This is a genomic window from Pseudonocardia sp. OZ21 (genome assembly GCF_059359135.1).
Genome location: NZ_JCADBN010000018.1, coordinates 81165 through 99877, shown reverse-complemented (window position 1 = coordinate 99877; position 18713 = coordinate 81165). Strand labels below are relative to the sequence as shown.

Below are 18713 nucleotides of genomic sequence, written 5' to 3'. Positions count from 1 at the left end.
TCAGCGGGCCGGGGTGGCGGTGAGGTAGGCCTTGGCGACCCCGACCGCGGGGCCCGAACTGCCCGCCCCGACGGCGAGCACGGCGAAGGCGAGGTCGCCGCGCGTGCCGATGAACCAGCCGTGGGAGTGGACGCCGTCGCCGTACTGGGCGGTGCCGGTCTTGCCTCTCGTGTCGGACACCCCGGCGAGCTGGGTGGCGGATCCGCCGGTCACGGTCTCGCGCATCATGGCGGCGAGCTGGGTGCGCAGGTTCTCGGGGAGCGCCTCCGGAGCAGTCGCGGTGGTTCCCGGCCGATCCTGGATCAGGGTGGGGTGGGGAGTGCGGCCCGCGGCGGCGGTGGCGGCGACCAGCGCCATCCCGAACGGGCTGGCCACGACCCGGCCCTGGCCGATCGACTCCTCGACCTGGTCGGCGGGGGAGACGGGCTCCGGGACACGGCCGGTCACCGTGGTCATGCCGGGCACGTCCCAGTCGGGCCCGAGGCCGAACAGCGCGGCCGTGCTGCTGAACGCGGTGGGATCGAGGCCGACGCCGAGACGGGCGAACGTGGTGTTGCAGGAGTGGGCGAAGGCGGTGTGGAGCGGGACGGTGCCGAGGTCGAACTGGTCGTCGTTGGGGATCTGGCGCCCCTGCACGTTCTCGGTCCCGGGGCACGGCAGCACGGTGTCGGGCGTGGCCAGGCCGGCCCGCAGTGCGGCGGTGGCGGTGACGACCTTGAACGTGGAGCCCGGCGGGTAGAGACCGGTCAGCGCGATCGGGCCCTCGGCGTCGGCGGCCTCGTTCTGGGCCACCGCGAGCACCTCCCCGGTGGACGGGCGGATCGCCACGAGCGCTGCCGCGTCGTCGAGCCCGTTCACGGCGTTCTGGGCCGCGGTCTGGGCGTCGAGATCCAGGGTCAGGCGCACGTCGGACGCCGGTCGGGGGTCCTCCCCGGCGAGGCGGGTCCGGAGGGTGCCGTCCGCGGTGACCGTGCCGACCTGCCAGCCCGCTCCGGCGTCCTCCGGCTGTTCCTGGGCCAGCTGGGACAGGGCGGGGGAGCGCACGCCCCGCTCGGTGAGGCGCCGCTGCTGGGACGAGAACACGATGCCCGGAATTGCCTGCAGCGCCTGCTCGACGCGCGCCGCGTCGTCCTCGCGCAGGGTGATCAGGGTGGTCGGGCCGGTCGTCCCGGACGCGAGGACCGCGCGGAGCGACGCGCGGGTGACGTCGGGGTCCACGCGGGCGAGCACCGGCGCGACGGCGTTCAGGGTGGCGTCGAGGTCCTGGGTGCGGGCGGGATCGAGCCGGACCAGCGTCACCGTCTGCGTCCTGACGAGCGGGAGGCCGTTGCGGTCGACGACGCGAGCGGCTGCCGTGCGCATCGCGCGGAGTTCCAGGTGCTCGCCGGCGCGGAGCTCGTCGTGCAGCACCGACGGGGCCCACCGGACCCGCCGCTCGCCGCCGTCTTCTCCGAGCGCACCGTGCGCGAGATAGGACCACGTGCGTCCGTCGCCGAGATCCCAGGACGCCTGGTAGGAGAACCGCTCGTCGGCGACCTCCCGCACCTCGGCGGTGAGCCGCGGGTGCCCGAGGCCGTCGAGGACGCCGGTGATCGTCTGCGTCGCTGCCGCCGGGTCGTCGGTCGAGGCGGCGGCCGCCGCCACGTCCCCGCGTTCGAGCGCGTCGACGAACCGGCCCACCGCCGACTCCGCTGCCGAGGGTCCGGGAAGGAGGGAACACGACGTGGTGACCGCCAGGCCGGTGACCGAGAGTGCCGCCACCACGGTCATCGTCAGGCGGCGTTGCTTCGTTCTGCGCACGCGCAGAGGCAATCCGAGCAGCGACGATAGTGCAAATAAGAATATTGCCGGGGTGCGATATTGATCTGATATCGCGGCCGGTAGGTTCGCGGAGTGGATCTGCTCCGGCACCTGGATTTCTTCGTGGCGATTGCCGAGGAGGAGCACTTCGGCCGGGCTGCGGGCCGGCTCGGGATCGCGCAGCCGCCACTGTCGCAGGGCCTGCAGCGACTCGAGCGCAGCCTCGGTGTGGTGCTGGTGGAACGGAGCCCGCGCGGCGTCCGGCTGAACGCGGCGGGCCGGGATCTGCTGCCCCGCGCCCGCGCGCTCCTGCAGGACGCCGAGGACCTGCGACGGGTGGCGGCCACCCACGGCGCCGCGGCCGCATCGCTCCGGGTGGGGACGGTCCCCCAGGTCACCGCCCGGGTGGCCACAGCGGTGGCGACCGCGTGCCAGTCCGAGACCGGCGGTCTCGTGGAGATGACCACGGCCTCGACCACGGAACTCGTCGACGCCGTGACCGCCGGACAGCTGGACCTGGCCGTCGTGATCCATCCCGCGCTGCTGGGCGCGCTGCGCAGCGGACCCGTCGTCCGCTTCGAGACCGCGCTGCTGGTGCCGGCCGCCCATCCCGCGGCACGCAGCGGAGAGCCGGTGGTGATCCGGTCGCTGCGTGGCCTCAGGATGGCGATCCCTCCCCGCTCCCACGGGACGGCAGCACACGACCTCCTGCTCGACGCGCTCGACCAGCGCGGACTCGTGGCACCCGCGCTCTCCGCGCCCGACGACCGCGCCGCGCTGGTCCTCGTCGCCACCGGCCGCGCGTTCGCCCTCACCGCGGACCCGGACCTCACGGCACCGGGCGTCGAGCGGCGTCCGGTCGCCGGCGATCCACTGCCGTTGCGGCTGCGCGTCGTGTGGCGCAAGGAGGCCCCTGACACGGCGGTACCGGATGCCGTGCTGTCGGCGTTGCGCGACGAGGCCGGTGACCGGGGGATAGCCTCGTGAACGAGCGGGAGCACGAGATCCGGCAGGCCTTCACCGACGCGGGCGTGCGGGGCTGGCTGCACGCCACAGCGCTCGGCGGGCCGCGCACGCGGGAGATCGGGCTCGGGCCGGACGAGCCGGTGGTGATGGCCTCGGTCTACAAGCTCCCCCTGCTCGTGGCCTTCTGCCGCCAGGTCGACGCGGGCACCGTCGCCCCCCGGGAGGAGGTCACGATCGTCCCGGCCGAGCGCACCGCGGGCTCGACCGGCCTGTCGGTGCTGCGGGACCCGGTGACCATGTCCTGGCGTGACGTGGTCTGCCTCATGATCGCGGTGTCGGACAACGCCGCCGCCGACGTCGTGCTGGAGCGGATCGGGCTCGACCGGCTCCACGAGACGATGGCCCACCTCGGCCTCACCCGCACGCAGGTGCGTGGGGGCATGGCGGACGTGCACCGCACTCTCGTCGCCGACACCGCCACCGCCGACACCGCGGCCGCGTTCCAGGCGCTGGCCAGCCACGACGTCGCGCCGGAGATCCGTGCCTACGACCCCGGCTACGGCAGCGTCACCACCCCACGGGAGATGACGGGCCTGCTCGCCGCGATCTGGTCCGACCGGGCGGCCTCACCGGAGCAGTGCCGGTTCGCCCGCGAGGTGCTCCACTCCCAGATCTGGCCGCACCGCCTGCGGTCCGGCTTCCCGTATGCCGGGGTCCGGGTGGCCGGCAAGACCGGCAGCCTCGGTGCCCTGCGCAACGAGGTCGGCGTCGTGCACTTCGAGGGCGAGCACCCCGTGGCGGTCGCGGTGTTCACCCACGCCGCCCGAGCCGACGCCGCCCTACCCCGCGCCGACGCCGCGATCGGGCAGGCGGCGCGGCTCGCCGTCACCGACCTGCGCTCCGGCCGGCTGTGACCCGTGGAACGGAAGCTCGCGGGTTCGAGACTCACGCCGGCGCCCTCCCGGGGGCGCAAGGGCGGATCTCACGGCGATCACCGAGTGAGCGCGGGCCCGCGAGGGCAGGCCGATGTGTGCCGGACTACTGCTCCCCGAGCTGGGGCCAGGGCGCGTCCAGGGCCGGGTCACGGTGTTGTGCGAGCTCGTCCGGGGTGAACACCGGTGCCGGGACGGTGGGCGGGATGCCCACGCCCTCGTAGTTCCGGCCGTCGGGGGCGAGGTAGTCCTCGTTGCCCAGGGTGAAGGTCCAGCCGTTGGGCAGCTTCCGTTCCATGTCGTCGGCGAACACGCCCTGGGTTGCCGTCCCGACCCGGCTGGGGGCAGGCGTGCGGCCCAGCAGCGCCTCCGTGAAGGTCTCACCGGCACTGACGGTCAGGTCGCTGGTGAGCACCCGCACCGGTCCGGTGTAGCGGGGACCGGACCCCGGGGTCACGGTCACCACCCGGAGGCGCCCGTGGGCGCTCGGGTCGTCGGGGTTGTTGCGCGCCTGCTTGGAGTAGGCGGTGTAGGGGGTGCCGGTCAGCCGCCCGGCGACCTGCAGTCCCAGTTGGTCGTCGCCGCCGCTGTTCCAGCGGACGTCGATGATCAGTCCCTTCCAGGCCTGGACCCGGGCCTGGGTGAACACCGAGTCCAGCGCCGTTGCGAGCACGGCGCTGTTCTCCGGGAAGAGGTTGTCGTCGGTGCCGTAGCTCTCGAACCCGGTGATGCGCAGATAGCCGCGGGCGCCGGGCAGGTCGGCGTAGGCGATCTTGCCGTCGGCGAAGGTCTGGATGTCGGTGACGCCCAGGTCCTGGCGGAGATGATCGTCCACGGCCCGGGTGGCGTCCCGGCGTGATACGTCGTCGCCGTCGCGGGTGCCCGGCCGCTTCCCGGAGAACGAACTGTCGCCGGGCCCGTCGATGGAGGCGTGCGCGTCACCGAGCGGCCTGATCATGTCGACGAGGATTCGGTACAGCTCGTCGGGGGTGGTGCCGGCGTTCACCATCGGCCGGTACTTCTCTCGAATCGCGTTCCAGTCGACGTTCTTGCGCTGGGTGGAGTTGTAGTTCTCCGCGAATGTCGCCCAGAAGATGTCGAAGTCGGTGAGCGGGTTGTCCGGCGTTTCCCGGGTACACGCCGCGGGCAGCGCGGAGATCGGAACGAGGTCGATGTCCGCCGCGGTGCCCAGCAGGCGCAGAGCAGCCTGGCCGTTCGCCGTCCGGTGCAATGTCTCCACGGCCACCTGGTCGTCGTTGCCGTACTGCACGGTGCCGTCCGGCCCGGCCGTCCCGAGCTGGGTCAGGGTCTGGTTGGGCAGGCAGCTGACCGATGTGGTGTCGAACGTCTCCGCGTGACCGTCTCTGACCGCGACGATCCAGCCGTAGCCGTCGGTTCGCCACACCCCGTCCACCGGGGTGGTCCGGCTGCCGGTGGCCGGTGCGGCGCAGGCCGACAGCACGACGGCCAGCACGACGAGAACTGTCGCGCGGAGCGACGGATGCATGGACGTCCTTCTGGTACGGCGGTCGGCACGTGGGCAGGAAAACGCAATGCTTGCCGCTGTACCCACGCACCGCTGCTGAACGTGAGCGGACGAACATCGAGGGAATAGAACCGCGCACCAGGAATCGTCTGCCTACTCGTGATCCGTACGCGTTCACGTAATCGTCAGCTCATAGGCTCGGCGTCGATCCCCAGGCGGTGATCGTGAGCTCCCAGCGCAGTCGCCCGTCCGGCCCGGTGGTCGCGGGCCGTCCGGGACCCGAGCCGTCGAGGGTGGCGGTTGATCCGACCATCGGCTCGACGCCGACCGACCGGTAGGGGCGCGTTGCGGGCCATCCGCCGAGGTTGCGCCACAGCAGCAGCGAGCAGGTGGCGGCCGGGTCGCCCGCCGTGACGCGCCAGCGCAGGACGAGGGCGTCCGGGCCGTCCACCACCGCGGCGGCACTGCAGCCCGGCAGCACCGCGGCGACGGCCGTGCCGTCGTCGGGGCCGAGCCGGTCCAGGGGCGTCCCGCCCGGGCCTACCGGCCACGTCAGCACGGCGACGGCGCCGTCTACGGGGTGGTCGAGCACGTGGGCGGTGTGGATCCCGGGCACGTGCAGCCGGGCCGCGGGGGAGAGGTCGAGCAGGGCGTGCACCGCGTGGACGAACGGGGTGCCGGGCGGCCCCGTCACGGCGTAGTCGACGGTGAGCGACCCGTCGGCGCGCATCCGGCGGACCAGGCGCAGCGTGCCCGCTCGGACCCGGTGCTCGCCCTCGGCGGCAGCCCACGGTCGGGACCAGACGGCTCCGTGGTCGGGCTCCCCGCGGACGGTGGGACAGCACTCCTCGACGCCGCCCGCGTCGACGAACGCCGCCCCCGGGCCGACCGCGCACCGCGCGGCGGTCACCTCCGGGTCGGGGTTGTTCCACAGCCACTCGCGCTCTGCGACGCCGTCACGAGCCGAGCGGAGCGAGGTCCAGCGCCCGCCGAGGCCGGGGTCGGTCTCGACCGTCAGCGACCGGGGTTCCCACGCCGGATCGTCCGCAGGCCAGATCCGGGTGCCGGTCACGCCGACAGGTCCAGGACGATCACGTCGCAGTCCGGGGCGAGCGCGAACGGCACGGGCACCCCGGCGGCGGCCAGGTCGTGGCCGGCCAGCACCCCGCACTCGACCGCGCCTTCGCCTGCGCCCGCGTGCACCCGGTAACGCGCGTCGTCGTCGAGGCCGGCGAGCGGCACCCGCACGGGAGCATTGCCCCGGCCCGCGCCCGGCCGGGACCACGCCAGCACCACGGCACGTGAGGAGTCCGCCGAGGTGTACTGCACGGTGTAGACGGGGTCGGACGGGCGCCCGTGGCGGGTGACCGAGCCGGTGTGCACGACCGGGCGGATCTCGCGGTAGAGGGCCACGAGCTCACGGGCCCTGGCTCGTGTCGGTTCGTCCCAGGCGAGCAGATCGGCGCCGATGCCGAGCACCCCGGCCATCGCGACGACGAACCGGAACTCGAAGCTCGCGGGTTCGGTGTCGAGGCGGTCGGGCTCGTCGGTGACCCACGAGCTCGTCACGTGCGGCGGGTACGCCGACAGGAACCCGTGCTGGACGGCGAGGCGGTCGCGCGGGCCGGTCTCGTCGCTCGGCCACACGACGTCGGACAGGGCGAGCACCGCGTTGTCGATCCGGCCGCCGCCCCCGGCGCACGCCTCCACGGTGACGTGCGGGAACTCCTCGCGCAGCAGCGTCATCAGCCGGTGGTAGGCGCGGGTGTGCTGCACCGACCACTCGCGCCCGCGTGGGTCGCCGGGCCTGCCGCCGTCGCTCACGGCGCGGTTCATGTCCCACTTGAGGTAGCTGATCGGGTGCTCGGTGAGCAGCCGGCGCAGCGTCGTGGCGGCCCACTCCTCGACCTCGGGCCTGCCCAGGTCGAGCACGTACTGGTTGCGCATTGTCGTGAGCGGCCGGTCGCCGGCGCGGTAGACCCGGTCCGGGTGGGCGCGGAACAGGTCGCTGTCGGGGTTGACGGCCTCCGGCTCGACCCAGAGCCCGAACCGCATCCCGCGGTCCAGCACGCCTTTCGCGAGCGGCCCGAGCCCGTCGGGGAACTTCGCCGGGTCGGCGTACCAGTCGCCGAGCCCCGCGCGGTCGCTGGTGCGCCCGCTGAACCAGCCGTCGTCGACGACGAAGACCTCGACGCCGAGGTCCGCAGCCATGTCGGCCAGTGCCAGCTGGTGCTGGACCCGGACGTCGAACCCGGTGGCGTACCACGAGTTGTAGACGATCGGCCGGTGCCCGGGCCCGGTGCTGCGGGCGAGCCTGCCGCGCTGGTAGTCGTGCCAGCCGCGCGCGAGCCCGTCGAGCCCGTCGGGGCTCCACGCGCCGAGCAGGTGCGGGGTCTCGAACTCTTCGCCGGGTGCGAGCGTGACCACGGTGGTCTCGTCGTCGCCGCCGCCGCTGACCCGGACGACGTCGCGGAACGGGACGGCGTCGACGACCATGCGCCACGACCCGCTCCACGCCAGCGCGACCCCGTACGCCTCGCAGCCGTCCCCGGAGTCGCGGGCGCGCAGCGCGACGACGGGGGAGTACAGGTGCGAGGTGATGCCCTGCCGGCTTCCGAGGCTCAGCTGTCCGGCGGGCAGGTCGACCTCGGCCGGGGTGAACTCCTGCGACCACGTGCCGACCAGCTGCGTCACCCGCGCGCCCGGTCCGACGGGCACGTTCCAGGCGGCACCGAACGCCCTGGTCAGGTGCAGGTCGCCCGCGGCGCGGAGGGAGCGCACCACTGCCCATCGCTCGATCACGTCGTGCGTGCGCGACGTGCGGACGTGCACCTCCACCTCGATGCCGGTGTCCGTGTCGCGCAGCAGCGCGCTCAGCGCGGCGTCTCGCCCGTCGTCGGTCACGGCCACCGAACCGGGAACCAGCCGCAGCAGGGCCCCGTCCACGCCGCCGGGCCCCTGCACGAGCAGCTCGGCGAACTGGGCGTGCCGGGTGCCTGCCGCGGCGAACTCGAGCGGCACCTTGTCGGCCGGCGCCTCGAACGGGGTGCGGGCCGGGGGAGCGAGCTCGCGCCGCTGCCCCGGACCGCCCCAGTGCCGCAGGACGAGACCCGCGTCCGTCTCGGCCACGACGTACTCCGACCGGGCCGTCGGGAGAGTCCATTCCGTCATTTGTTCGACCCCACCAGCAGACCCGAGACGAACTGCTTCTGGAAGATGAAGAACACGATCGCCGTGGGCACGGCGGCGACGAGTGAGCCCGCCGCGATGACGTTCCACGAGTTGGAGAAGCCGCCCTGCAGGTTGAGCAGGGCCGCGGTGATGGGGAACTGCGCTTCGGTGCGGAGCACCGTCATGGCCCAGATCAGGTCGTTGAAGATCCACGTCGTGGCGAGCGCCGTGAGTGCGGCGAGCGCGGGGCGGCAGAGCGGCAGCACGATGCTCCAGAACGTGCGGGCCGTGCCCGCGCCGTCGAGCAGCGCCGCCTCGAAGATCTCGCCCGGCAGCGACCGCATGAAGCCGTGCAGCACGAACGTGTAGAAGCCCAGCCCGAAGCCGACCTGCACGATCACCAGCGCGGTCAACGTGTCGTAGATGCCCAGGTCCTGGGTGATCCGCGAGACCGGGATGAGCAGGATCTGCGGGGGCAGCAGGTTCCCCGCCAGCATGATGAGCAGGATCGTGCGGCGCAGCGGGACGTGGAAGCGGCTGAGTGCGTAGGCCGCGGCCGACGCGAGCGCGAGCGAGGCGACCACGGTGAAGACGGTGACGATCGCGCTGTTGACGAGCGCGCGCCCCACCCGGCCGTCGGCGAGGGCACCGGCGAAGCCGTCGAGCGAGAGGCTCGCCGGCAGCGCGCCGAGGCCGCGGGCCGCGATGTCGTCGAAGTTCCGCAGCGCCACGAGGACCACGAAGAGAATCGGCGCGAGCCACAGGATCGTGAACGGGACCATGACGATGTGGAACCACGGCGACCGGGAGGCGTGGCTCCGGCGGGCCGGGGGCGTGGAGGTCGCGGTGACCATGTCAGCTCTCCTCCGCACGAGCCTGGCGGGCGAGGTAGGTGATGATGAACGCGATCGCGAGCAGGAAGATCACCACCGCGATCGCGGAGCCGTAACCGAGGTTCACCACCGTGAACGCCTGCTGGAACATGTACGTCGACAGCAGCTGGGTGGTGTTGTACGGCCCGCCGCGGGTCATCGCCCAGACGATGTCGAACGTGCGCAGCGAGTCGATCACGGTGACCGCGAAGACCACCGTGTTCACGCCTCGCAGCTGCGGCATCACGATCCGCCAGAACCGCTGCCAGGCGTTCGCGCCGTCGACGGCCGCGGCCTCCTCGAGGGTCGGGTCGGTGCCCTTCAGCCCGGCGAGGTACAGCACCATGATGTAGCCGACCTGCCGCCAGACGGCCGCGATCAGCACGGCGTAGAGCGCGGTGTCGGGGTCGGCCAGCCACTGCCGCTGCAGCCAGACCAGGCCGAGCGCACCGAGGCCGGCGTCGATCGGCCCGTCGGGCTGGTACATCACGCGCCAGAACAGGCCCGTCACGGCGAGGGAGATGACCATCGGCAGGTAGATCGCGCTGCGGTAGAACCCGACCCCGCGCCCGGGACGGTTGAGTGCGACGGCGAGCGCCAGCCCGCCCACGACGGACAGGCCGCCGAACCCGACCACCCAGATCACGTTGTTGCGCAACGCCGTGTGGAAGATCGGGTCGGCGGCGAGGCGCTGGTAGTTCTCCAGGCCGACGGGCTTCGCCGCGCCGACGCCCTTCCAGCTGGTGAAGGACAGCGAGAAGCTGTTCATCGCGGGCCAGAACACCCAGAACAGCTCGACGGCCAGCGGCACCGCCAAGAACACCCACACGAGCAGCGGAACCCGCCGCAGCGGTCCACCGCGGCGCCGGTCCCGGGGGCCGCGCGTCGAGGGCGCCGCACTCGCCGGTGCCCGCTGGATCGTGGTCATGACGAGAAGACCTGCTGGGCGGCCTGCTGCCACTGCCGTTGGGTGCCGCGGATGTCCGAGGGGTTCGCGATGAACTGCGTGAGCGCGGCGTCCGCCGTGGTCTGCAGGGCGTCGCTGGAGTCGCGGTTGAAGAACTGCGTGATCTCGGCGGTCTCGTTGAGGAGCGTGATGCCCTTCTGCACGAGCGGGCTGAACGTCGAGGTGTCGACGTCCGGCGAGGTCGGCAGGTTCGACGACCCGGACTTCTCGATGAAGGACTGCTGCGCGGGCGCCGACGCGAGGTAGGACAGCAACTGCTTGGCCCCCTCGGGGTTCTGGCTGCCCGCCGCGGCGAAGAACCCGTCGGTGGGGGCCTCCTCGGCGCTCGGCACCGACGGGTCGATCGTCGGCACGGAGAAGAAGTCGAGGTCGTCACGCTGGCCCTCGGGGAAGTACTCCGTGCAGAACGCCCCGACCAGGTACATCGCGGCCTCGTTGTTGACCATGGGCGTGACCGCCTGCTGGGCGTCCCACGAGGTCTGGTTGGGGTGGAAGTAGGGGACGAGCCGGGCGTACTGCTCCAGGACCGCGGTCACCTGCTGGTCCTCGAAGGAGTGCTTCCCCGCGAGGAGCTCCCGGTGGTAGGTGGCGCCGTTGATCCGCAGGTTCAGGTAGTCGAACCAGCCCGCCGACATCCAGGCCGTCGACCCGATGCCGTTGGTGAGCGGGTGGATGCCGCGGGCCTTGAGCCCGTCGCACAGCGCGATGAACTCGTCCCACGTCTTCGGTGGCTGCACGCCCCACTGCTGGAACGCCGACTTCTTGTAGAAGATCGACCACCAGTAGTAGTTCTGTGGCACGAAGATGGCCTTGCCGTCCGCGCCGGTCGACAGTGCCCGCAGGGCGTCGGAGAAGCCCGCGCACGCGCCGCCGGGAGCCCACAGGTCCGACACGTCGAGCAGCAGCCCCTCATCCGCGTAGGAGTTCGCGACCGACCCCGCGTACCAGCCGAGCACGTCGGGCGGTGTGGCGCTGGTCAGGTACGTCGAGAGCTGTGCCCGGAACTGCTCGGTGGCCACCGAGTTCAACGTGACCGGCGGCCCGTCGAAGGCCGCTACGACGCTTTCCAGCGCCGCCTTCGGCCCGGCGTCCTGGATCCACGACTGCAGGGTCAGGGCGGTCGTCCCGCCGCCTGCCCCGCCATCGGCGCCGGTGCCGACGCAGCTCGAGAGCAGCGGCACGGTGGTCAGGCTCGCCGCGCCGAGCAGGAACGAGCGGCGGGAGAACGGTGGAGTACCCATGGAAACCTCCAGGCGCCGTCGTTGGCGCGGTCGGGGATCAGGCGGATCGCGGGGTGGGTTCCCGCGCGGGGAACACAGGGGACGTGCGCGGCGCGGACGCCGCCGAGAACAGTGCGGTGCACTCCTGCTGGAGCGCCACGTCGGACCACATGGGGTGCTGCGGCGCCGCGTTGGAGCACACGACGGTGCCCCAGGCGCCGATCCGGCGGGCGTGCGTCACGGCCTCGCGGCAGATCCCGGCCCCGACCGGGCCCTCCTCGAACGTGCCGTGCAGTGGGGTGTAGCCGACCCAGCCCTCACCGAGGACGACCGGGACGTCGTGGGCGGCCGCCCAGTCGGCGGCCACGTCGAACCAGAACCGCAGCTTCTCGGCCATGGCGATGCGGTGCTCGCCGTAGTGGTCGTAGAGCCAGCGGTCGAACGCCACCGGGTCGGCCCAGTCGTGGACGTACGCCTCGGCGGCCGAGACGATCGTGGCGTCGAGGCGCCAGCGGTGCTCGGCGGGCACCGTCCACTCGGCGGCGGGCGGTGCCCCGGGCCGCAGGAGGTGGGCGGCGGCCGCGTCCTGCGGGAACTGCGCCACGGGCCGGCGAAGGCCGAACTCGTCGATGAGCGCGTCGAGCACGCCGTAGATGTAGGGGTGGACGGCCAGCACGTCGACGTTCTCCGGGATGCCGCGCATGCTCTCGTGCGGCACGCGCGCGTAGTTGACGGTGCAGCGGCGGCCGGGGTGGCGGTGGTGGAACTCGTCGATCGCCTCCTCGAGGAGCGGCCGCAGCGCCACCACGGTGTCGGCGTCGGTGGGAAGCCCGTCGGTGAGGTGCCCGACCTGCACCTCGTTGTGGATCTCGGTGAACGCCACGCGGTCGTCGAGGCCCTCCGCGACGAGCAGGTCCAGCAGGTCGGCGTGCGCGGCCGCGAGCCGGCGCGGCCGTTCCGCCGGTGGCACCGCGCGCAGGGCGTCCCACCAGGCCGGATCGGAGGCGAACGCCGAGCTCTGCTGGTACTCCCACGACGAGACGATCACGAAGCAGCCGTGCCTGCGCGCCGCGCGGAACAGGGCGAGCAGGTGCTCGCGGGCGTCGATCGTCGTCCGTGCCTTCACGTCGTACCAGCGCATCCGCTGGGCGAAGTCGCCACCCAGCGGGCCGAGGGTCAGCGCCGCCGTGTCGAGGCCGGAGCCGAACAGCAGGAACGGCATCGCGCAGATCCGCACCGTGTTGTAGCCCCGCTCGACGGCTTCCGCGAAGGCGGCGTCGAGGTCGGCGAACGGCTCACCGGGACCGGTGCGCACGTACCAGGAGAAGTCCCACAGGGTGATGGTCAGGCGCTCGGGGAGCGGTTCGTCGGGCGGCATCAGGCCTCCTCGAGGACGGTCGACGGGGTGAGCGACGCGAGCAGTTCGAGCGCGTCGACGTGGTGCGGATCGTCCGCCAGCAGCTCCGCCAGCCGGTCCCGGGCGTCGCTCTCGTCGCCGTCGAGGACGGCGAGCTGGGCCCGGAGGAACGCGACCCGCCTGCGCTGCACCACGTCCGGATCCTCGGTGAACAGCAGCATCGACGGCAGCGATGTGGCGAAGTAGTCGACGGTGGCGGGAGTCGCCGCGAGCGTGGCGCAGAACTCGCGCAGGGCCCCGGCGAGGTGCCGGGCCTCGTCGTCGCGGCCGAGCCTGCGCAGCGCGAGAACGGACGCCGCGGTCGCCTCGGAGTAGGGCTGGGTGCTCATCACCAGGAAGTCGCCCTGCTGGTCGGCGGCCGACTCCCACGCGGCCACGGCGGCGTCCCGGTCACCCGCCGCAGCCAGCGCGTCGCCGCGCAGCAGCTGCAGCTGGGCCGTGCTCGCGAGCGGGTGACGGGCCTCGCCGAGCGAGAGCGGCGGGTCCAGCGCCGCGTCGAGCAGCGCGACCGCGGCCCCGCCGGCGGCCGGCTCGCGCTGTGACTGCAGGCGGGCGAGCCGGTCCCAGGCCCGCAGCACCTCGCCCTCGCCGCCCTCCCACGGCTGGAAGGTGCGGGCGAGCAGCAGCGACCGGGCCTCGTCCAGGCGTCCCGCGGTGAGCAGCAGGTGCGCCAGCGCGACGGTCGCGTCGTCGCGGGACTCGACGACCTCCCGGGCCGCGAGCAGCCGCTCCAGCCTCCGTTGCGGGGGCACGCCGCGGCGCGCGTCGAGCTGGTCGCTCTCGAACAGCAGCCGAGCGTCCGGGCCCGCGACGGCGAGTGCGCGGTCGTAGGCCTCCCGCGCGAGGTCGGCGTCGCCGAGGTGGTTGTGGGCGGCGAGCCCGAGGTTGCGCCAGACCACGGGGTCGGTCGGGTCGAGCTCGCTGCTCGCGCGCCACGCCGCCACCGCGTCGCCGGGCCGGTCGTGCGCGTAGAGCCAGTGCCCGAGCAGCGCGTGGGCCCTGGCGTCCTCCGGGTCGGCGGCCACGGTGCGCTCCAGCACGAACGCGTCGTCGAGCCGGGCGGGGAAGCACCAGGTGGCGTCGGTCTTGCGCGCCCGCTCCCGCGCCTGACGCGCCTCGTCGGCCCGTCCGAGCCGCTCCAGCACGACGGCGCGGTGGTAGTCCAGCAGCGGCCCCGTGGCCGTCTGCCCGATTGCACGGGCGGGCTCGCGCTCGGCGGCGAGGTCGAGCATCCGCAGCGCCGCGTCGAGCTCGCCGACCCCGGCGTGCTCGACCGCCACGTCCAGGCACGTCTGCGCGTCGGTGGTGACCGGGAGCCCGAGCACGTCGCGGGTCCACCAGTCGAGCGGGTCGAGGGCGAGCGTGGCGCCGGCGACCTCGGAGGCCTGCTCGTGGCGACCCGTGCGGCGCAGCACGATCACGCTCAGCGCGCGGGCCTGCAGGTGTTCGGGCTCGACGCGCAGCACATCCTCCAGCCGGGAGAGCGCGGCGTCGTCGCGTCCGGCGGCGGCGTCCAGGCGTGCCATCCGGTACCCGGCCGCGGCCCGCCACGGCCGGGTCCACGAGCTGGTGGCGAAGGCGGCGTACGCCTCGTCGGGTCGGCCCTGCCGTTCGAGCACCAGGCCGAGCGCGTAGTGCGCCGTGGTGTCCTGCGGGTTCCCGTTGAGTGTGGTGAGCCGCGCGACCGCGGCCCGCAGCAGTGCCTCCGACCCGGCCAGGTCGCCGCGTCGGTACGCCCTGGCGGCGAGCCCGACGCTGCTGGCGACGTGTCCGGGGTCGCGGCGCAGCGCCTCGCACCAGTACGCCTCCGGCGACCGGGTCGCGTGCCGGTACTGCTCGAGGTGGGCGCCGATCACGGCGAGCTCCTCGACGGTCGCGACGTCCGCGGGCGCGGCCGGCTCCCGGGCCGCCGTGACGTCCTCGGAGCCGTCGGGGACGAGGGAGTCCCAGGTCACGAGCTCGGTACCGCCGTGCAGCACGCGCAGCCGCAGCCGGCCCCCCGCCTGTCCGGCGGTCAGCGGGAGCCTGCGCAGCCACGGCCGTCCGGGTGCGACGTCGGCGACCTCCTCGGCCACGACCCGGCCGTCGCCGTCCTCCAACCGCAGGATGCAGCCTGGGCGTTCGGACGTGGTCGCCAGCCCGACGTGCGCACCGTCCGGCTCCACGTCGACGCGCACGGCGGCGTCGACCGTGGCGGCCTGCGCGGGGCCGATCTCCTGGATCGGGTACCAGAACTGCGAGAACACCTTCGTCTCGCCGGGGGCGATGAACGCGAAGTCGGGCTGGTTGTCGGTGAAGACGCCCGCCATCAGCTCCACGTAGGCGCCGCCGTCGTCGCTCAGGTTGCGGTCCCAGGCGTGCCCGAAGCGCGCGTCGCCCCACGTCCACTGCTTCTTCCCGACGGAGAGGAAGCGGTCGGCCACGTGCACGAAGCCCGCGCGGGCGCCGTGGTCGTAGCCGCCGAAGAAGCCTTCCCGGCTGCCCACGCACATGTAGGAGGTGGGCACGGGGATGTTGCGGTACCAGTCCAGGCGGTCGCCGCGGACCTCGCTGCCGCCGGCGGCCACCGCGACCCGCTCGTGCCGCCCCGGGTAGTCGATGCCGTAGTAGGGCCGGTCGGCAGCGGGGAACGCGGTCGTGGCGCGCCGCGCGTGGTCGGCGACCACGCGGACGTCGCGCGGGAAGAACGACTGGTAGTCCGGGCCGACGCGGGCGGCGACGTTCGCCCACCACAGGAACGTCTGGGTCTGCTCGCTGCGGTTGTACAGCCGCACCCGCAGCTCCAGCGTCGCGCGGTCGGGCCGCAGCCGGATGCCGTGCATGCCCTTCATCCGCGTGAACGGGTCGTGGTCGGAGCACCAGACGGTGACCGCGCCGTCGGGCTCGTGCTCGACCTCGACGTCGGTGGGCAGGAACGTCGCCGGGCGGTGGTGCTGCGGCCAGTTGAACTCCACGCCGCCCGCGATCCACGGGCCGGCGAGTCCGACGAGCGCCGGCTTGATCACGGGGTTGCAGTAGAAGAAGTCGTAGCCCGAACTGCGGTCGTGCCCCACGTGGATCCGGCCGCCCAGCTCGGGCAGCACCAGCACCCGCAGCCACCGGTTCTCCAGGTGCACCGCCGCCCACTCCGCGGGGGCCTTCACGGGGCTGATCCGGTCGTGGAAGGGCAGCGGGTAGACGCGGCCCGAGGAGCCCTGGTAGACGCGTCGATCGAGGTAGGCCGGGTAGCGGTCGGGCGGTTCGGGGAGGTAGCTGTCGATCGTCAACGGGTCCCGCCAGACGGCCACCCCCGCGCCGGCCTGTTCGGCAGGGCGGGGAGGGAGCTGCAGTCGTGACTCGCCGTCGAGCATGCCGAGACGCTACGAGCGGACGCGGCGCGTCTGCATAGGCGAATCGACCGAGTTACCTGGACGATTCGATTACCAGGGGTACGGTGCCGCCGTGTTGCTGCCCGACGGGTTCCCCGGCCAACGGCTGCGCGTGCTCCCTCGCCCGCTCGTCTCGTCCGCGTTGCGCCGGCCGCCGACGGCGAGCCTCCTCGTCACCGACGCCGGATACTTCCCACGAGCGGCGAACCACGGCCGACGCCGTCCGGAGGGCGCCGACGAGGCCGTCGTGATCGTCTGCACCGACGGCATCGGACGGTGCCAGGTGGAGGACCGGACCACCGTCGTCGCGCCGGGAAACGCCCTCGTCCTGCCCCCGCGCCTGGCCCACACCTACTGGGCTGATCCCGGCAACCCATGGACGATCTGGTGGTTGCATGCCGCCGGCTCACAGGTGCCCGAGCTGCTCTCGGTGGTGATCGAGAACGGGCGGGAGGGCCTCGTCGAGCTGCACGACACCTACCGCGCAGTGTCCACCATCGACGACGCGATCGGGTTCCTCGAGCGGGACGAGACCCTGCCCAGCCTGATCTCCGCATCGGGTGCCGGATGGGGGCTGCTGGCGCAGCTTGCGGCCGACGCCGTCGGCGGCGGGTGGCAGCGGACCGAGCCGATCCGGCAGGCCCAGGAGCACCTGCGCCGCAACTTCGCGAAGCCGGTGAGCGTGCCGGACCTGGCCCGCACGGCAGGGCTGTCGCCATCGCATTTCTCCGCGCTCTTCCGCGCAGCGACGGGCGGGGGCGTCGTCGAGTACACCAAGCGCCTGCGGATGGCGCGGGCGCGCGAACTGCTCATCACCTCGTCGCGGAACATCGCCGACATCGCGACGGCCGTCGGCTACACCGACGCGTTCTACTTCTCGCGCCAGTTCCGCACGGTCCACAGATGCAGCCCCAGCGACTACCGCAGCGGGAACAGGGGAGTATAAGGCTCCCTCTCAGGCATCGCTCAGCCTCGGCGAGGATGCTGGGGCACGGAGGGGATGTCCATGAGTGCCATCGGCGCTGTGCTCGGATTCGTCCTACTGCTGTTCCTGATCGTCCTGGTCGTGCGCGCCGTGCTGGACTGGACGGGCGTGCTGGGCGCGGGAGACTCCGGAGGGGTCGCCCGGGCTCGACGGCTGTCACACACGCTGACCGAGCCGGTGCTCGCGCCGGTGCGTCGGGTGCTGAAGCCGGTGCGGGTCGGCTCGGTGCAGATCGACCTCGCCTTCACGGTCGTGTTCCTCGTGGTGCTCGTGCTGCGGTCGATCGTGCTCTCCTTCTGAGCAAGGCTCCGCACGACCGGCCGGCCCGACCCGCCCGGGTCCCGGCGGGATCGATGATCGGCTCAGCTGCGCGGGTGCGGCATGATCGCGACATGGCCAGCGCCCGATCCGCCTCCGACCTCGATCTCGACGGTCGGCGGTTCGCCATGGTGTCGTCCACGGCGAGCGAGGTCGATGCGGCCTCGCCCACGGTCTTCGACTACCACGAGCGCGACGGCATGGTCTGGGGAGAGTACGAAGGTGACACGGTACGAATCGGTCGATTCGTCGGCACGCGTACGGACCAGCTGATCTCGATCCGGTTCACCCACGTCGTCGACGCCACCGGTGAGGTGGTGGGCGGTGCGGCCGAGAGCCGCATCGAGCCGCACGACGACGGCCTGCGGCTCGTGGAGGGCTTCCGCACGGCCGACGGCGACCAGGTCAGCGTCTGCGCGGAAGTCCTGTAGCGCACGGGGTGGCGTCGACATCGACGTCAGCGCGGTCGCGGTCGCGCCACCACCACTCCCACGTCGATCTCGCTGCTAGTCGAGCCCGGCGTGGTCGTCGCTCGCCCGGATGAACCGCGTCATGCCGACCTGCTGGGTCGGGGGCGGCGAAGTGGGCACGTCGTGTGGCAGGAGGTAGGGCCGGCGGACCACCTCGTCCATCACGAGCACCGACTCCACCGCGCGGATCTCGGGCAGTGGCGCCAGCACGTCGGTGACGAAGTGGTGCACCTCGGCCACGTCCCGGGCGCGGACGAGCAGCATCGCATCGTGCTGGCCCGTGGTGACGGCGCAGTACTCGACCTGGGTCATCTCCGTCACGCGGCGGCGGAACGAGGACCAGGTCTGCGGGCTCACCGTCACGAAGACGAGGGTGCAGATCCCGAAGCCGACCTTGCGCGGGTCGACATGGGCGCTGAAGCCGGTGATCACGCCGGAGGTGAGCAGGTTCTCCACGCGGGTGTAGACCGTGGCGCGGGAGACCCCCACCTGATCGGCGAGCGCCGACATGGAGATCCGGCCGTCGCTGCGTAGCCCGGCGAGGATCCTCTGGTCGACGTCGTCGGGTGGACCAGCGGTTCGTCCAGTCGACGGGCTCTCGGCATCTTTGCCTCTGGACATTCGTGCCCTCTCTGGCCGCAACAGGTGTCGTTCATCCGACGTGATCGATTGTTACTGGACGAGCTGAGAAGCAGTGCCGCATGATACGGCCGAATCGTCTAGTTGACGCTGTCTGCGGGC

The 18713-nt window shown here is 72.7% G+C and carries 15 protein-coding genes; 5 read left to right on the top strand and 10 right to left on the bottom strand.

Going from position 1 to position 18713, the window contains the following annotated elements:
* Positions 1-1800, bottom strand: coding sequence for a penicillin-binding transpeptidase domain-containing protein (locus tag AC5L35_RS31360; RefSeq protein WP_495063344.1), 1800 nt, complete (start codon positions 1798-1800; stop codon positions 1-3).
* 93 nt (positions 1801-1893) lie between these two features.
* Between AC5L35_RS31360 and AC5L35_RS31355 the strand changes: the two genes are divergently transcribed.
* The gene (locus AC5L35_RS31355; RefSeq protein WP_495063343.1) at positions 1894-2787 is read left to right on the top strand and encodes a LysR family transcriptional regulator; all 894 of its coding nucleotides are present in this window, start codon (positions 1894-1896) and stop codon (positions 2785-2787) included.
* Positions 2784-3680: a serine hydrolase gene (locus AC5L35_RS31350; RefSeq protein WP_495063342.1), complete on the top strand. Its 897-nt coding sequence runs from the start codon at positions 2784-2786 to the stop codon at positions 3678-3680. The genes AC5L35_RS31355 and AC5L35_RS31350 overlap by 4 nt, the downstream gene beginning before the upstream one ends.
* A gap of 124 nt (positions 3681-3804) precedes the next feature.
* Here AC5L35_RS31350 and AC5L35_RS31345 read toward each other — a convergent pair whose 3' ends face one another.
* The 8 genes from AC5L35_RS31345 to AC5L35_RS31310 form a co-directional block, all read right to left on the bottom strand.
* The gene (locus tag AC5L35_RS31345; protein ID WP_495063341.1) at positions 3805-5205 is read right to left on the bottom strand and encodes a S41 family peptidase; all 1401 of its coding nucleotides are present in this window, start codon (positions 5203-5205) and stop codon (positions 3805-3807) included.
* A gap of 169 nt (positions 5206-5374) precedes the next feature.
* The gene (locus tag AC5L35_RS31340) at positions 5375-6256 is read right to left on the bottom strand and encodes a hypothetical protein (RefSeq protein ID WP_495063340.1); all 882 of its coding nucleotides are present in this window, start codon (positions 6254-6256) and stop codon (positions 5375-5377) included.
* Complete coding sequence (locus AC5L35_RS31335) at positions 6253-8355, bottom strand: alpha-galactosidase (RefSeq protein WP_495063339.1); 2103 nt, start codon at positions 8353-8355, stop codon at positions 6253-6255. The genes AC5L35_RS31340 and AC5L35_RS31335 overlap by 4 nt, the downstream gene beginning before the upstream one ends.
* Complete coding sequence (locus tag AC5L35_RS31330; RefSeq protein ID WP_495063338.1) at positions 8352-9209, bottom strand: carbohydrate ABC transporter permease; 858 nt, start codon at positions 9207-9209, stop codon at positions 8352-8354. The genes AC5L35_RS31335 and AC5L35_RS31330 overlap by 4 nt, the downstream gene beginning before the upstream one ends.
* A 1-nt stretch (position 9210) precedes the next feature.
* Positions 9211-10155, bottom strand: a complete 945-nt coding sequence (locus AC5L35_RS31325) for a carbohydrate ABC transporter permease (protein WP_495063337.1) — start codon at positions 10153-10155, stop codon at positions 9211-9213.
* A complete protein-coding gene (locus tag AC5L35_RS31320) occupies positions 10152-11435 on the bottom strand; it encodes an ABC transporter substrate-binding protein (protein ID WP_495063336.1) in 1284 nt (427 codons plus the stop codon). The genes AC5L35_RS31325 and AC5L35_RS31320 overlap by 4 nt, the downstream gene beginning before the upstream one ends.
* 37 nt (positions 11436-11472) lie before the next feature.
* On the bottom strand, positions 11473-12792 hold the full coding sequence (locus AC5L35_RS31315) for a cellulase-like family protein (protein WP_495063335.1): 1320 nt from the start codon (positions 12790-12792) through the stop codon (positions 11473-11475).
* Positions 12792-16181 (bottom strand): DUF5107 domain-containing protein, encoded by a 3390-nt coding sequence (locus AC5L35_RS31310; protein WP_495063334.1) that lies wholly within the window; start codon positions 16179-16181, stop codon positions 12792-12794. Before AC5L35_RS31310 ends, AC5L35_RS31315 begins: the two co-directional genes overlap by 1 nt.
* Positions 16182-16272: 91 nt before the next feature.
* Between AC5L35_RS31310 and AC5L35_RS31305 the strand changes: the two genes are divergently transcribed.
* From AC5L35_RS31305 to AC5L35_RS31295, 3 genes are all read left to right on the top strand, one after another.
* Positions 16273-17145: a helix-turn-helix domain-containing protein gene (locus AC5L35_RS31305; protein ID WP_495063333.1), complete on the top strand. Its 873-nt coding sequence runs from the start codon at positions 16273-16275 to the stop codon at positions 17143-17145.
* Between the two features lie 60 nt (positions 17146-17205).
* A complete protein-coding gene (locus AC5L35_RS31300; RefSeq protein ID WP_495063332.1) occupies positions 17206-17484 on the top strand; it encodes a YggT family protein in 279 nt (92 codons plus the stop codon).
* Positions 17485-17576: 92 nt separating this feature from the next.
* Entirely contained in the window at positions 17577-17933 is a 357-nt protein-coding gene (locus AC5L35_RS31295; RefSeq protein ID WP_495063331.1) for an avidin-fold protein, read from the top strand.
* A gap of 75 nt (positions 17934-18008) precedes the next feature.
* Here the strand turns inward: AC5L35_RS31295 and AC5L35_RS31290 are convergent, their stop codons facing one another.
* Positions 18009-18593, bottom strand: coding sequence for an Lrp/AsnC family transcriptional regulator (locus AC5L35_RS31290; protein WP_495063330.1), 585 nt, complete (start codon positions 18591-18593; stop codon positions 18009-18011).
* Positions 18594-18713: the final 120 nt, after the last annotated feature.